The organism is Lysinibacillus sp. FW301-JW8, from assembly GCF_058788755.1.
On sequence record NZ_JBYTBB010000002.1, the window covers coordinates 19,747 to 34,044 of the forward strand.

A 14,298-nucleotide genomic window follows, 5' to 3' on the forward strand; every position below is an offset into this window, starting at 1 on the left:
TATAACCGGAGGATTCATAATGAATGAACGATTGACGAAAATAAAAAACGACACCAGCCAATTTTGGACAAGTCGTAGTAAAAAACAGAAAATTTTAATGATTGGATCCGTCGTTGTAGTAATAGCACTAGCGGCTATTATTACAATTATTGCTACAAAGACTACATATGTGCCTCTCTATAAAGATTTATCGACAAGAGAAATTGGACAAGTGAAGGAAGCTTTAGATTCTCAAGGGGTCAAATATGAAATTGCCCCAGGTGGAACATCCATTTTAGTCCCAGAGGAACAAGTGGATTCCCTATTAGTACAATTAGCTTCAGAGGGATATCCACAAACAGGTACAATTGATTATTCATTTGCAAACAGCTCTGGATTTGGTATGACAGATAATGAGTTTAATCTATTAAAAAAAGCAGCAACTGAAACAGAAATTGCTAAGCTCATTAAAAATCTTGAAGGTGTAAAAGATGCGAAAGTGATGATAAACGTCCCTGAAAAGGGGGTTTTTGTAAAAGATGCTAATTTAGAAGAAGCTACTGCATCTATTGTCTTGAATACTGATCCTGGTTATAAATTTACAGAGCAGCAAATTTCAACAATGTATAATTTAGTAGCAAAAAGTATTCCAAACTTAAGCACCGATAATATTGTAATCTCCAACCAATTTTCTGAGTACTTTGATTTAAATGCTGCAACTGCTGATGGGGCTTCCACAACAACAGCTGAAGGTCAATTACAGGCAAAGAAATTGGTGGAGCGTGACCTGCAACGTCAAGTGCAAAATATGCTTGGTACACTGATGGGGCAAGATAAAGTAATTGTTTCTGTAACAACAGACATTGATTTCAAAAAAGAAAATCGTGAAGAAAACCTAGTTTCGCCAGTTGATGAAGAGAATATGGAAGGTATTGCTATTAGTGCACAACGCATTACAGAGCAATATACTGGTACTGGAGCAGCAGCAGCTGGTACACCTGAAGCAGAAACAACAACTGATAACTTCACAACTTATAATGAAGGTGCGATGGGTAACGGGGAATATGAACGTACAGAAGAAACGATTAATAATGACGTAAACCGTATCCGTAAAGATATTCAAGAGGCACCTTATAAAATTCAAGATATTGGTATCCAAGTAATTGTAGAGCCGCCAACAGCAACTGATGCAGCTTCATTACCTGATGGGGTTCGAGAAGATATAGAGAAAATTTTAAGTACTATTGTTCGTACAACAATTTCAAAGGATGTTGCAGCCGAGCTTACACAAGAGCAGATCAATGAAAAAGTAGCTGTTTCAGTACAACCATTAAATGGTAAAGTTGCAGATGTTGCTGAAGAAACGCCTGTTATTCCATGGTGGGTTTGGGTCATTGGCGGTATCTTATTGGCTGTAATACTATTGCTGGCATTCTTCATTATCCGCTCACGTAAACGTGCGAAGGAAGAAGAGGAACTTAGCATCCTAGAAGAACAAGAAGAGCTAATGATTGATGATATAAATGAAGAAATTGAAACGGAAGCTACAATGCGTCGTAAGCAGCTTGAAAAAATGGCAAAAGAAAAGCCAGACGATTTTGCAAAGTTACTGCGTAGTTGGATTGCTGAAGACTAACTAGGAGGTTCGGCTGTGTCCAAGAAAGATAAGGAATTAACCGGAAAACAAAAGGCCGCTCTCTTGTTAATTTCGTTGGGGCCTGAGGTTTCAGCTTCTGTCTATAAACATTTAACAGAGGAAGAGATTGAACGCTTAACATTAGAAATTTCAAGTGTTAAAAAGGTAGAAGCAAACGTTAAAGAGGAGATTATAGAGGAATTTCATAATATTGCTCTTGCGCAAGATTATATTACACAAGGCGGTATTGGCTATGCAAAAACAGTATTGGAGAAAGCACTTGGTCTTGAACAAGCACAAACGATTATTAATCGTTTAACATCCTCTTTACAAGTGCGACCTTTCGATTTTGCACGTAGAGCTGACCCATCGCAAATCTTTAACTTTATTCAAAATGAACATCCACAAACAATTGCCCTCATTCTATCTTACTTAGAAGCAGGGCAAGCAGGTGTTATTTTATCTTCACTTCCACAAGAGGTGCAGGCAGATATTGCTAAACGTATAGCAATGATGGAATCCACTTCTCCAGAAGTAATTAGCGAAATTGAGTCTGTATTAGAGCGTAAATTATCATCAACAGTTACACAAGATTACACAGAAACTGGTGGTATTGATGCAGTCGTTGAAGTATTAAACGGGGTAGATCGACAAACAGAAAAAACGATTCTGGATGCACTCGAAATTCAAGATCCAGAGCTTGCAGAGGAAATCAAAAAACGCATGTTTGTATTCGAGGATATTGTTACACTCGACAACCGTTCGATTCAGCGTGTTATTCGTGATTGTGAAAATGAAGACTTATTACTATCCATGAAAGTTTCAAGTGAGGAAGTGAAGGACATTATTTTCCGCAATATGTCACAACGTATGGCTGAAACTTTCAAAGAAGAAATGGAAATTATGGGACCTGTACGCTTACGTGATGTAGAGGAAGCACAATCTCGAATTGTTGCAGTGATTCGTCGCTTAGAGGATGCTGGTGAGATTATTATTGCACGTGGTGGAGGAGATGACGTCATTGTCTAGAATCATCCGTTCTATCTATACAGAGCCCAATGGCGATAATGTTAAAACAATAAAAATTCGTGATATGTTTGAAATACCCGAAATTGAAGGGGAAGAAACACCATTACAAAAACAAATTACGATTGAAGAAATACTTGAAGAGCGAGAACGTATATTGACAGAAGCGAGAGCCGGATTGCAGACAGAACGTGATGCTTTTGAACAGGAGAAGCAAATGTTCTTTCAGGAAATTGAGCATCTTAAGCGTAACTGGGAAGAAGAACGCCCTAATCGTGTGCAAGAGGCTTATGATGAAGGATTTGGCCAAGGATATGAGGATGGGACAAACAAGGCGAATGAAGCGATGCTACACTCTCTCCAAACTGCCAACGAGGTCATCGTACATGCTAAGGAAAATGCACGAAAATATATTGAGGATCAAGAGGCAGTCATATTAGAGCTGGGCTTAACAGCAGCAGATCGAATTATTGATGCATCCTTGGAGCGTGAAAATGAACTATTTGTTTCTATCGTTCGCAGAGGACTTAAAGAAGCAAGAGAAATGAAAGAAATAAAAATTTATGTATCACCAACCTACTATGCATTAATTACTGCAAATCGTGATGAATTAGCTGAAATGTTTCCAACCGATGTCCCATTCATGATTTTTGTTAATGAAGACTTAGAAAATGAAACGGATTGCTTTATTGAAACAAATCATGGCCGAATTGTTGTCAGCATTGATGAGCAATTGAATGAATTAAGATTAAAACTCTATGAAATATTAGAAAGTAAGGAATGATCTAGATGAAAACGGCTCAATTAATCGAACAAATTCCTCATATATCAACCTTTAAAAAGTTTGGTAGGGTTACTCGAGTTGTCGGCTTAATGATTGAGTCCCAAGGTCCAGATAGTTCCATTGGCGATGTTTGTAAAATTCATGTGGAAACTTCAAAAAATGGTCATCAAATTATACTAGCAGAGGTGGTTGGTTTTAAGGATGAAATAGTTGTCCTAATGCCTTTTACCTCTCTGCGAGAAATTTCAATTGGATGCTTAGTTGAAGGAACAGGGGCGCCACTTGAAGTTAAAGTAGGTCCCGAGCTAATCGGTAAAGTACTAGATTCGATGGGGAATCCTATTGATGGAACAGTGTTGCCAAAGGGATTATTAACAGTTCCAACCGAGCAGGATCCGCCAAATCCTTTGACACGTCCACCGATAGATGAAAGGCTTGAAGTGGGGGTAAAGGCAATAGATGGTATGCTGACAGTCGGGAATGGTCAACGTGTTGGTATTTTTGCCGGTTCTGGTGTGGGGAAAAGTACCTTGCTCGGCATGATTGCACGAAATACACAGGCTGATTTAAATGTTATTGCACTAATCGGAGAACGTGGTCGCGAAGTACGTGAGTTTATAGAACGTGATTTAGGGTCCGAAGGTTTAAAACGTTCAATTGTTGTTGCTGCCACTTCTGATCAACCCGCTCTCATGCGTATTAAAGGCGCTTTTACCGCAACCGCCATTGCAGAGTATTTTAGAAACCGTGGTTTAAATGTCATGCTGATGATGGACTCTGTCACTCGTGTTGCGATGGCACAGCGTGAAATAGGTCTTGCTACTGGTGAACCACCAGCTCAAAAAGGCTATACGCCATCAGTGTTTGCCATTTTACCTAAACTGTTAGAACGTACAGGAACGAATGAAAATGGTTCTATTACGGCCTTCTATACAGTATTAGTAGATGGGGATGATATGAACGAACCGATTGCAGATACTGTACGAGGGATTTTAGATGGTCATATTGTTCTTGATCGTAACCTTGCCAATAAAGGTCAATATCCAGCCATCAATGTATTAAAAAGCGTCAGTCGTTTGATGAATCATGTGGCAGAGCCAGAGCATAAAAAGGCAGCAGAACGATTAAGAGAGCTATATTATACATATGACAAATCAGAGGATTTAATCAATATCGGTGCATATAAACGTGGTACATCCAAAGAAATTGATGAAGCTATATATTATGAGCCTCTAATTACAGCTTATCTTAAGCAAGGTTATTTAGATAAAGTGACGCTTATTGAAAGTATGAATGAGTTAATTACATTATCGAACGGTGGTGGGAAATAAATGGTGAATTATATATATCGTTTTGAAAAAGTGTTAACCATTCGTGAACAAGAAAAAAATGAAACTGAAATAGCTTATAAAGAATCTGTTCGTTCTTTTGAAGAAATAGCAACTAAGCTGTATGAACTGCTAAAAAAGAAAGAGGATTTAATTGATTTTCAACAAGAGCGTTTGGCTGTTGGCTCATCTATAGAGGAAATTCATCATTATGCAAGATTTATTGATAGCCTAGAAAAAACAATTACTGATGTACAGCAGAAGGTTGTGCAAGCACGTTCAAAAATGAATTGGTACGAAGAAAAACTATTAGAAAAAAACTTGGAAGTACGTAAATTTGAAAAAATGCGAGAAAAGGATTTTAAGTTATTTCAGCAAGAGCAAGATCGGATTGAAGGCATTTTCTTAGATGAAATTTCAACCCTTACGTATAACAAGAGAGAAATCAGGTGATTTCATGGCGAAAAAGGAAAATCGACTTTCAGTGGAATTAGCAGAGCAACAACCGAAGCGTAAATCAGGAGGCTTTCGAAAATTTTTCACCTGGTTTGTCATACCTATTATGTTTGTGGTAGCTGTTTTACTTGTTGTAGCAACGTTAATGAATACGAATGTCTTTGATTTAGGAAAGAAAGCTTTTGAAAGCTTGCCATTTGTTCCTTCAGAAGAGCAACAGGCAAAAGATGCAGTCGTTAACAATGATTCAAAACTTGTAAATTTACAAGCTGAAATACAAGAAAAAGAAGCGGAAATTTCACAGTTACAAAAGAAATTGGATACTACAACGACCGAAAAAGAAAAATTATTGACAGAAAAAGAACAGCTCCAATTTGAAATTGAAAAACTAAATAGAGAACAAAGCGATGCAAAGCGAGATTTTAATGATATTTTAGTAACATTCGATAAAATGTCACCTAAAGCTGCCGCTCCAGTGTTAATCAAAATGAGTGATGCTGAGGCGCTTCGTATCTTAACAAATTTAAAGCCAGATAAATTAGCAGCTATTTTTGAAAAAATGAGTCCTGAGAATGCTGCGAAATATACAGAAATGATGGCTAAACAATAAAACACATGAAAGGAGGTGAAAAAGATGGATGTAGCAATGATGCAAATGATATCTAAAGCAATACCACCGAAAACAGCAGCTACTGCTACAAATGGTGGCATTGATGTTAAAGCTAGCGGAGGATCAAAAAATGACAATCTATCTGCATTTGGATCAGTTTTTGGACAAATTATGTCTGCTTCAAATCAAACATCTCAGCCTACACAATCAACAGCAACCGGAGAGATTGCTCAATTAGCAGCTGTTCTAAATGCTGAATCAATTGAGGAAGTACTTGACTTACTAGATATTCCACATGATGATGGTCTGTTAATGCTTCAAATTGGTGAAGATGATAAAGCTGTCGCTATTGATGAAATGCTCAATCTTGAGAATTTAATGGATGCATTAGGCATTGATTCTGAACAGCTTCAAAAATTAGTACAGAAGCTGCTAGGTGAAGATAAAGAAGCGAAGGATGTCTGGGAGCTTTTAGTATTAGTAGATGCTCAAGCACCTGTACTACAGGCACAAGTGGCTACTGCTTTACAGGGTGAAGGACAGGTTACACCGAAAGAAGCAACACAATTACTTCAAGTATTAAAACTAGCACAATTAGTCGGACAAAAAACAGATTTAACAGCTCCACAAGAAAACTTGCTGACAAATGTTAAAAGCCTTTTAACAGCGTTACAAACGAATGTAGAGACAATCCAAACAACAACGCAGATAACAACAAAAACAACTGTAACTCTTCCATTGCAGGGTTTTCAGACTGTGGTTCAACAGGTTCAGATAACAAAGCAGACTGACACAAGTGCTAATGAGATGGTAACAGCCAATACAGTTCAAACAAAAGCGGATACATTCCAAGTGACACTACCAGCAGCTAAACCTGCACAATCTGAGGCATTATTAAAAGAGATGCAAGCTATCATGAATAAAGCTCAAATTTCGAATGCGCAGGGTATTACACGTTTAACATTGAAATTGTACCCTGAGAATTTAGGCACAATTCGCATTGAACTAGTGCAAAATGATGGAGTCCTTACAGCTCGACTACTTGCTTCAACAGCACATGGACGAGAATTACTGGATAGTCAAGCACATCAATTAAAGCAAGCATTTGTTCAGCAGAATATCCAAATTGAGCGTCTAGATATTGCTCAATCTCTACAGGACGCAGATCGTCAACAAAGAGATCAAAGCTTTTTTAGTAATTTCTTTAAGCAACAGCAGCAAGAAGAACAGGAGCAAAGCAGCGAAGATGACGATGAAGGCAAATCCTTTAGTGATTATCTAATAAGCGAGGAGGTGTAAGCATGGCAGATGCAACGAATAATACTGTGAACACATCAATAACGGATGACTTATATTATTCTAATTATAAAAGACCAACAAAACAGACAGGAAATAGTGAACTTGGTAAGGATGCCTTTCTAAAATTACTGATTACACAATTACAACATCAAGACCCAACAAATCCAATGGATGACCGAGAGTTTATCTCACAGATGGCTCAGTTTTCTTCATTAGAGCAAATGCAAAATATGACGAAAGCAATGGAGTCATTGCTTGCCTCACAGCAACAAACACAGATGATGAATTATTCGACCTTTATCGGTAAGGAAGTCAAATGGCACGAGTTAACTGACAAGGTAGATGAAGATAAAAAACCTATTGTCAATGAAGGAACCGGTGTTATCCAATCCCTGAAATTCGTAGATGGTAATGTTGTATTTGTATTAGCGGATGGCAAAGAAATAACACCAGGTAATATTTCAGCTGTTTTAAGTGGTTCTACAACGAATTCAAACAATAACGGTTCAGTTTCAGAATCGCCACTTGTACAGGCAAGTAAGTTAATTGGTAAAAATGTTACCTATAAAGACGGAGAACAAGAACTGCAAGGACGAATTGTTTCTGTAACAAATAAAGATGGCGCTATTCATTATGTGCTAGACAATGATAAAAGGTTAACAGACAAGGATTTTACCGTAATAAGCGAATAAAGGTGGAGAATAATGATGGATAAATTTTCAATTCATCGTGTACCATTGCATCCATCTATTCGCCAAATACAGCCCTCGCCGATAAAATCGAAGCAATCGTTTCAAGCTCATTTACAGGAGGCTACCAAACAACAAGAACTAAAAGTGAGCAAGCATGCCCAAGAACGTATTATGGAGCGTAAAATAGCGATTTCTGATCAAGAATGGCAGGTTGTATCAGACAAGGTATTTGAGGCACATTCAAAAGGTGTCAAACAACCATTAGTCTTGATGGATCAAGCGGCTTTAATTGTCAGTGCTAAAAATGCTACTGTCATTACAGCAATGGATCGCACGGAGGCAAAGCAACAATTATTTACAAATATTGATGGCACCATTGTGCTTTAAGGGCTGGACCTTAATTGGAAGCCTAGTGTGCTGAATGATAGACGCACACAATTTAAAATGAAGGGAGAACGGCATTTATGTTACGTTCTATGTATTCAGGTATTTCAGGTCTTAAAAACTTCCAAACTAAGCTGGATGTTATTGGTAATAATATTTCTAACGTTAATACGGTTGGCTTTAAAAAAGGTCGTGTTAATTTCAAAGATTTAATGTCTCAAACACAAGCAGGTGCATCTGCTGCAACTGCTACACGAGGAGGCGTTAACCCTCAACAAGTTGGTTTGGGTTCTCAATTAGCTGCCATTGATACGATTCATGGTGGTGGTTCATTACAAGGTACAGGACGTGGACTTGACTTAGCAATTGAAGGGGATGGCTTCTTTATGGTTGCTAATGCAAATGGTGCTCCAGATCCAGATAGTGGTTTTATTGGTGAAGAAGGCTTCAACAATACTTTATTTACCCGAAATGGTATTTTCTATATGGACAGTAATGGCTACTTAGTTAATGCTGACGGTAAATATTTAGTGGGTGTATCCGCTGGGGAAGAAATTGTTATGGTAGCTGATGATGACGGTATAAATCCAGATGAGGCACCAATCGCTTCAGGGGATGAGGGCGCTAACTTATTTAATGATGATGGTGAATTAACACCTGATGATGGAACTGTAGGACCAATTCGTATTCCAACAACGGCTAAGGAGATTAGCATAGGTCCTAATGGTACGATTGAATATGTAGACTTAAACGGTCAACGTAAATGGGCAGGACAGCTGATTATGGCAAAATTCCCGAATGCGGGTGGTCTTGCTAAGGTTGGTGGTAACTATTATCAAGAAACAGCGAACTCTGGTGTTGCTTATGCACAAGTAGCAACAGTAGCAGGGATGGGGAAAGTGGTTCCTGGGGCAGTAGAAATGTCTAACGTTGATTTATCAGAGGAATTTACGGAAATGATTGTGGCACAGCGTGGCTTCCAGGCAAACACTCGTATCATCACAACATCTGATGAAGTACTTCAAGAGCTAGTAAATTTAAAACGATAGACTAAAATAGTTTTAATTTTGTATGCTTTATTTGTTAAGAAATACTTGGTAATGCATATATTACTAGGATATGAATACAGCATTCAGATTTATCAAAACATAATTTCATATGAGGGAGGGTCGGGCCGGCTCTCACGCTAGACCCGGCCCTATTTCAATGATTGAACTAACACGTCTAAATGGCAAAGCATTTACATTGAATGCTTTATACATAGAAACGGTCGAATCTTTCCCAGATACGACTATAACATTAACGACTGGAACCAAAATCATTGTTTTACAGAGTGAAGATGAGGTGCGACAAAAGGTAACCGCCTTTTATAAAAATATACAAATACTATCAAACCCGCATCTACGAGGTGAAGAAGATGAAGAATAACAAAATGTTGACGATGATTATTATCGTACTAGTAGCAATCATACTTATCGGGGGTATTGCGTTTGTATTGCTAACCCAATTTAATAAGCCAGCTGGATCGCTTGAACCATCGATTGATGACATCGTAAAAGCTTCTGTAGAGGTTCCAGAAATAACGACAAATCTAGCTGATAACAGAGTCGTACGATTTTCGTTAAAAATTCAAACATCAAGTGAAGATGCAGCTAAAGAATTAACGAAACGTATGTTCCAAGTGCAAGATATTGTTATTCAGGAGCTTTCCGAAATGGAGCAAAAAGATTTAGAAGGTAAGCAAGGTAAACAAATTTTCCAAAAATCATTAAAAACACGAATAAATGAATTGATGCAAGAAGGAGAAGTTCAGGAGATTTATTTTACCTCCTTTATTACTTCATAAAACGAAAAACTGCTTGAAATGGAGGTGGGCAAATGGCAGGAGATGTGTTATCTCAATCCGAGATAGATGCGCTGCTTTCCGCAATATCAACTGGGGAAATGTCAGCGGACGACATAAAGAAAGAGGATGAGGGGCGCAAGGTTAAGGTCTATGATTTTAAACGAGCACTTCGATTCTCCAAAGATCAAATCCGAAGTTTGACCCGAATACATGAAAATTTTGCACGACTACTGACAACCTTCTTTTCTGCACAGCTGAGAAGCTATGTGCAGATAACGGTTGCATCAGTGGACCAAATACCATTTGAAGAGTTTGTACGTTCGATTCCGAATATGACACTCATTAATGTGTTTGAAGTGCCGCCATTAGATGGTAATATATTGATGGAAATAAATCCGAATATCGCCTACTCCATGCTAGATCGTTTAATGGGCGGAAGTGGGTCAAGTCATAGTAATGTGGATAATTTAACTGAAATTGAAACAAAAATTATGACAAACCTATTTGAGCGTTCATTTGATAATTTACGTGAAGCGTGGGAAAATGTTGCGGAAATTGATCCAATTTTAGTGGAGCTTGAGGTGAATCCTCAATTTTTACAAATGATTTCACCCAATGAAACAGTTGTTGTCATTTCCTTAAATACGATTATTGGTGAAACAAGTGGCATGATAAATATTTGTATTCCACATGTTGTATTGGAACCAATTGTTCCAAATCTATCTGTTCGTTACTGGATGCAAACAAATACCAAAGAGATGTCTCCAGAACAAACAAAAATGCTTGAAACGCGTGTTAAACAAGCCCAATTACCACTTAGCGTTGAATTAGGTAATACAGATATCACGATTGAGGATTTCCTGACAATGCAAGTTGGGGATGTTATTCAATTAGATCAAAAAATCGAAAATCCTTTAATGTTAAAAGTAGGGACATTACCGAAATTTACTGTTCAACCAGGTAAGCAAGGCAAAAAATTAGCAATCCAAATTATCGACCCTTTGAAAGGAGGAGACGAAGATGAGTGATGAAATGCTCTCCCAAGAAGAAATTGAAGCGTTATTAAGGGGCGAGACGTTGGAAGATAAAAACAGCGGCTCTGAAGCTTCTACAAATGATGATATGAATGATATACGAGTAGAGGATTATCTTGATTCGTTTGCCCAAGATGCATTAGGTGAGGTAGGTAATATATCTTTTGGTAGCTCTGCCACAGCACTTTCAGCATTGTTAGGTCAAAAAGTAGATATTACTACCCCAAGTATTTCAATGATTAACCGCAATAAGTTAGAAGAGGAATTTCCTCATCCTTATGTGGCAGTCCAAGTTGAATATACGATTGGTTTAACAGGTATGAATTTACTTGTTATTAAACAATCTGATGCAGCAATTATTGCTGATTTAATGTTAGGCGGAGATGGATTAAATCCGAAACCAGACTTAGGTGAAATTCAGTTAAGTGCTGTTCAAGAAGCTATGAACCAAATGATGGGTTCTGCGGCAACATCCATGTCGACTGTATTCAACAAAAAAGTGGATATTTCTCCACCAACAATTGATTTAATGAATATTTCTCAAAATGAAGGACGAGAAAATATTCCGGAAGATGATTTGCTTGTAAAAGTATCTTTCAGATTACGTATCGGTAATTTAATTGATTCAAATTTAATGCAATTATTACCGCTAAAATTTAGTCAAAATATTGTGAAGTCTCTATTAGGAGAAACACAAACAATAGAAGAACCTGTAGCTGCGACAATTGCACCTGAAGCACCAATAGCACCGCCTCCAGTGCAACCACAAGCGCAAGTAGCACCACCACCAGCACAGCCAATTTATCAACAACAGGAGGCGCCAGTACAGCAGCAACCAATGTATCAAGAGCAACAACAGATCCCTTATGCAACAAGACCTGTTCAGCCTGTCAATGTTCAACAAGCGCAGTTTGCTAGTTTTGATACGAATGTAATCTCGCAATCTGAAGCTAGAAATTTAAATATGCTACTTGATATTCCATTGCAAGTTACTGTAGAGTTAGGACGTACGAAACGTTCTGTAAAAGAGATATTAGAACTATCTAGTGGTTCGATTATTGAACTAGATAAATTGGCTGGTGAACCAGTTGATATTTTAGTAAATAGTCGTTTAATCGCTAAAGGTGAAGTCGTTGTAATTGATGAAAACTTCGGTGTCCGCATTACAGATGTTTTAAGTCAAGCAGAGCGTTTAAATAATTTAAGATAGTTTCAATTGGAGGAGTTAACCATGTCTAAAAGAATTTTGATTGTAGACGACGCTGCATTTATGCGCATGATGATCAAGGATATTTTATCGAAAAATGGATTTGAAGTGGTTGGGGAGGCAGCTGATGGTTTACAAGCTGTCGAAAAGTACAATGAACTAAAGCCAGATTTAGTAACAATGGATATTACAATGCCTGAAATGGATGGTATCGCTGCTCTTAAAGCGATTAAGGGCTCAGATCCAAGTGCAACTGTAATCATGTGTTCAGCAATGGGACAACAAGCAATGGTAATCGATGCAATTCAAGCAGGTGCGAAAGACTTTATCGTAAAGCCTTTCCAAGCTGATCGTGTAATTGAAGCGATTCAAAAAGCTCTAGGATGATTGCATGCAAATGTTAAAATCATTTCGTCTAACGATGATTTTCGCATTTCTTGTATCCTTCCTGTTTTTGTACCCTGCACCTGCTTCTGTCTTCGCTGAATCTAACACAGGCAGTGTCGATGATTGCATCAATAAAACAGAAGCATGTAAAGAAGATACTGATCCAGCTGCTCCACAAGATTCAGATGTATCAGCAGCTGGAGATATATCTGCATGGGAATACATAAAAATGGTTTTGGCGCTTATTTTTGTTGTAGCTTTATTTTATGGGTTAATGAAGTTTTTAAATAAAAGAAATTTAAACTTTCAACGTAATCAATTGGTACAAAATTTAGGCGGTTTATCGTTAGGTGCACAAAAGTCAGTGCAGTTATTACAAGTAGGGAAAACACTCTATTTAGTTGGGGTTGGTGAGGATGTTCAACTGTTACGTGAAATTACTGATCCTGAAGAAGTCGCAGCACTTTTAGCACTTTATAATGAACGACAAGAACTTGCAGCATCATCACCGTATATTGCAGAAGTATTTTCGAAGTTTAAGAGAAAAAATAATGGTAGTTCATCCATAGAACAAGGAAAAGACTCATTTGGTGAGCTATTTGAAAAAAAGATATCCGAAATTAAACAGGAGCGTAGTGAAGAACTGGAGAGATGGAAGCAAAAGGAGAATGATGATAAATGAATGATGCAATCAGTATTTTGTCCAACAGCGATGCGGCAAATGTCTCCAATGCTGTGAAGCTCCTTTTACTGTTAACGGTTCTCTCACTGGCACCGAGTATATTAATTTTGATGACTTCTTTTACACGAATTGTCATTGTATTATCATTTGTTCGAACAGCGTTGGCGACACAGCAAATGCCGCCAAACCAAGTCATTGTTGGTCTTTCTTTATTTTTAACTTTCTTTATCATGGCTCCGACATTCCAAGAGGTTAACAAAGAGGCATTGCAGCCCTTATTTTCTGAAGAAATTGGGCTTGAAGAAGCTTATGATCGTGCCAGTGAGCCTTTTAAGGAATTTATGAGTAAGCATACTAGGCAAAAAGATCTAGACTTATTTTTAACATACAATCAGGCAGAAAAACCAGCATCAGTAGAAGAAATTCCTCTAACTATGCTTGTACCTGCTTTTGCATTAAGTGAAATTAAAACCGCTTTTCAAATAGGATTTATGATTTTTATTCCATTCCTAGTTATCGATATGATAGTTGCAAGTACGCTTATGTCGATGGGGATGATGATGTTACCGCCGGTTATGATTTCATTACCGTTTAAGATTTTATTATTTGTTCTCGTTGATGGCTGGTATCTCGTGATGAAATCATTACTACAAAGTTTTTAGGGGATGATACAGTATGACAGGTGAATTGGTTATTTCAATTGCAGAGCGTGCCATTATGGTTATCCTTCTAACAAGCGGTCCACTACTCTTAGTTGCACTAATTGCAGGTTTAACGGTAAGTATTTTTCAAGCAACAACTTCGATTCAAGAGCAAACATTAGCATTTGTTCCAAAAATCATCGCTGTATTAGTGGCCATTGTATTTTTTGGGCCATGGATGTTATCCCAGGTGACAAACTATGCGAGAGATATTTTTGAGAATTTAACGCGTTATATAGGGTGAGTA

At 37.8% G+C, this 14,298-nt stretch carries 18 protein-coding genes; all 18 read left to right on the forward strand.

The features are described from left to right. Window positions 1–19 precede the first annotated feature (19 nt). The 18 genes from fliF (at window position 20) to fliQ (ending at window position 14,295) form a co-directional block, all read left to right on the forward strand. Entirely contained in the window at window positions 20–1,615 is a 1,596-nt protein-coding gene (gene fliF / locus AC3WOM_RS01060; RefSeq protein ID WP_427540488.1) for a flagellar basal-body MS-ring/collar protein FliF, read from the forward strand. A gap of 15 nt (window positions 1,616–1,630) precedes the next feature. Beyond that, a complete protein-coding gene (gene fliG, locus AC3WOM_RS01065; RefSeq protein ID WP_427540485.1) occupies window positions 1,631–2,644 on the forward strand; it encodes a flagellar motor switch protein FliG in 1,014 nt (337 codons plus the stop codon). Further along, entirely contained in the window at window positions 2,637–3,425 is a 789-nt protein-coding gene (gene fliH, locus AC3WOM_RS01070) for a flagellar assembly protein FliH (protein WP_427540482.1), read from the forward strand. Before fliG ends, fliH begins: the two co-directional genes overlap by 8 nt. 5 nt (window positions 3,426–3,430) lie before the next feature. Beyond that, window positions 3,431–4,756: a flagellar protein export ATPase FliI gene (gene fliI / locus AC3WOM_RS01075; RefSeq protein WP_427540479.1), complete on the forward strand. Its 1,326-nt coding sequence runs from the start codon at window positions 3,431–3,433 to the stop codon at window positions 4,754–4,756. Further along, window positions 4,757–5,206 carry a flagellar export protein FliJ gene (gene fliJ, locus AC3WOM_RS01080; RefSeq protein WP_427540476.1) on the forward strand — a complete coding sequence of 150 codons (450 nt, stop codon included), beginning with the start codon at window positions 4,757–4,759 and terminating at the stop codon, window positions 5,204–5,206. It begins immediately after the preceding gene. A gap of 4 nt (window positions 5,207–5,210) precedes the next feature. After that, entirely contained in the window at window positions 5,211–5,819 is a 609-nt protein-coding gene (locus tag AC3WOM_RS01085) for a MotE family protein (protein ID WP_427540542.1), read from the forward strand. 24 nt (window positions 5,820–5,843) lie between these two features. Next, window positions 5,844–7,118 (forward strand): flagellar hook-length control protein FliK, encoded by a 1,275-nt coding sequence (locus AC3WOM_RS01090; protein ID WP_492444451.1) that lies wholly within the window; start codon window positions 5,844–5,846, stop codon window positions 7,116–7,118. Between the two features lie 2 nt (window positions 7,119–7,120). Further along, entirely contained in the window at window positions 7,121–7,810 is a 690-nt protein-coding gene (gene flgD, locus AC3WOM_RS01095) for a flagellar hook assembly protein FlgD (protein WP_492444452.1), read from the forward strand. A gap of 15 nt (window positions 7,811–7,825) precedes the next feature. Continuing rightward, a complete protein-coding gene (locus tag AC3WOM_RS01100; protein WP_492444591.1) occupies window positions 7,826–8,197 on the forward strand; it encodes a TIGR02530 family flagellar biosynthesis protein in 372 nt (123 codons plus the stop codon). A 77-nt stretch (window positions 8,198–8,274) separates the two neighbouring features. Further along, window positions 8,275–9,243, forward strand: a complete 969-nt coding sequence (locus AC3WOM_RS01105; RefSeq protein WP_492444454.1) for a flagellar hook-basal body complex protein — start codon at window positions 8,275–8,277, stop codon at window positions 9,241–9,243. 157 nt (window positions 9,244–9,400) lie between these two features. Continuing rightward, the gene (locus tag AC3WOM_RS01110) at window positions 9,401–9,622 is read left to right on the forward strand and encodes a flagellar FlbD family protein (RefSeq protein ID WP_049668748.1); all 222 of its coding nucleotides are present in this window, start codon (window positions 9,401–9,403) and stop codon (window positions 9,620–9,622) included. Continuing rightward, window positions 9,612–10,040 carry a flagellar basal body-associated protein FliL gene (fliL, locus tag AC3WOM_RS01115; RefSeq protein WP_427540461.1) on the forward strand — a complete coding sequence of 143 codons (429 nt, stop codon included), beginning with the start codon at window positions 9,612–9,614 and terminating at the stop codon, window positions 10,038–10,040. The genes AC3WOM_RS01110 and fliL overlap by 11 nt, the downstream gene beginning before the upstream one ends. A 32-nt stretch (window positions 10,041–10,072) precedes the next feature. Further along, on the forward strand, window positions 10,073–11,068 hold the full coding sequence (fliM, locus tag AC3WOM_RS01120) for a flagellar motor switch protein FliM (RefSeq protein WP_427540458.1): 996 nt from the start codon (window positions 10,073–10,075) through the stop codon (window positions 11,066–11,068). Next, the gene (gene fliY / locus AC3WOM_RS01125) at window positions 11,061–12,284 is read left to right on the forward strand and encodes a flagellar motor switch phosphatase FliY (RefSeq protein WP_427540455.1); all 1,224 of its coding nucleotides are present in this window, start codon (window positions 11,061–11,063) and stop codon (window positions 12,282–12,284) included. The genes fliM and fliY overlap by 8 nt, the downstream gene beginning before the upstream one ends. Before the next feature lie 21 nt (window positions 12,285–12,305). Next, a complete protein-coding gene (locus AC3WOM_RS01130; protein ID WP_008180756.1) occupies window positions 12,306–12,668 on the forward strand; it encodes a response regulator in 363 nt (120 codons plus the stop codon). 4 nt (window positions 12,669–12,672) lie between these two features. Then, window positions 12,673–13,350 carry a flagellar biosynthetic protein FliO gene (locus tag AC3WOM_RS01135; RefSeq protein WP_492444456.1) on the forward strand — a complete coding sequence of 226 codons (678 nt, stop codon included), beginning with the start codon at window positions 12,673–12,675 and terminating at the stop codon, window positions 13,348–13,350. Beyond that, complete coding sequence (fliP, locus tag AC3WOM_RS01140) at window positions 13,347–14,012, forward strand: flagellar type III secretion system pore protein FliP (protein ID WP_427540449.1); 666 nt, start codon at window positions 13,347–13,349, stop codon at window positions 14,010–14,012. Before AC3WOM_RS01135 ends, fliP begins: the two co-directional genes overlap by 4 nt. Window positions 14,013–14,025: 13 nt before the next feature. Next, on the forward strand, window positions 14,026–14,295 hold the full coding sequence (gene fliQ, locus AC3WOM_RS01145; protein WP_492444457.1) for a flagellar biosynthesis protein FliQ: 270 nt from the start codon (window positions 14,026–14,028) through the stop codon (window positions 14,293–14,295). Window positions 14,296–14,298 lie beyond the last annotated feature (3 nt).

What these genes read in the sequence shown, in the direction of transcription:
- fliL (WP_427540461.1), top strand. Translation starts at nt 9,612, where the DNA reads ATGAAGAATAACAAAATGTTGACGATGATTATTATCGTACTAGTAGCA.
- fliP (WP_427540449.1), top strand. Translation starts at nt 13,347, where the DNA reads ATGAATGATGCAATCAGTATTTTGTCCAACAGCGATGCGGCAAATGTC.
- AC3WOM_RS01135 (WP_492444456.1), top strand. Translation starts at nt 12,673, where the DNA reads ATGCAAATGTTAAAATCATTTCGTCTAACGATGATTTTCGCATTTCTT.
- AC3WOM_RS01105 (WP_492444454.1), top strand. Translation starts at nt 8,275, where the DNA reads ATGTTACGTTCTATGTATTCAGGTATTTCAGGTCTTAAAAACTTCCAA.
- fliY (WP_427540455.1), top strand. Translation starts at nt 11,061, where the DNA reads ATGAGTGATGAAATGCTCTCCCAAGAAGAAATTGAAGCGTTATTAAGG.
- fliF (WP_427540488.1), top strand. Translation starts at nt 20, where the DNA reads ATGAATGAACGATTGACGAAAATAAAAAACGACACCAGCCAATTTTGG.
- AC3WOM_RS01110 (WP_049668748.1), top strand. Translation starts at nt 9,401, where the DNA reads ATGATTGAACTAACACGTCTAAATGGCAAAGCATTTACATTGAATGCT.
- AC3WOM_RS01100 (WP_492444591.1), top strand. Translation starts at nt 7,826, where the DNA reads ATGGATAAATTTTCAATTCATCGTGTACCATTGCATCCATCTATTCGC.
- fliJ (WP_427540476.1), top strand. Translation starts at nt 4,757, where the DNA reads ATGGTGAATTATATATATCGTTTTGAAAAAGTGTTAACCATTCGTGAA.
- AC3WOM_RS01090 (WP_492444451.1), top strand. Translation starts at nt 5,844, where the DNA reads ATGGATGTAGCAATGATGCAAATGATATCTAAAGCAATACCACCGAAA.
- AC3WOM_RS01085 (WP_427540542.1), top strand. Translation starts at nt 5,211, where the DNA reads ATGGCGAAAAAGGAAAATCGACTTTCAGTGGAATTAGCAGAGCAACAA.
- flgD (WP_492444452.1), top strand. Translation starts at nt 7,121, where the DNA reads ATGGCAGATGCAACGAATAATACTGTGAACACATCAATAACGGATGAC.
- fliQ (WP_492444457.1), top strand. Translation starts at nt 14,026, where the DNA reads ATGACAGGTGAATTGGTTATTTCAATTGCAGAGCGTGCCATTATGGTT.
- fliI (WP_427540479.1), top strand. Translation starts at nt 3,431, where the DNA reads ATGAAAACGGCTCAATTAATCGAACAAATTCCTCATATATCAACCTTT.
- fliM (WP_427540458.1), top strand. Translation starts at nt 10,073, where the DNA reads ATGGCAGGAGATGTGTTATCTCAATCCGAGATAGATGCGCTGCTTTCC.
- AC3WOM_RS01130 (WP_008180756.1), top strand. Translation starts at nt 12,306, where the DNA reads ATGTCTAAAAGAATTTTGATTGTAGACGACGCTGCATTTATGCGCATG.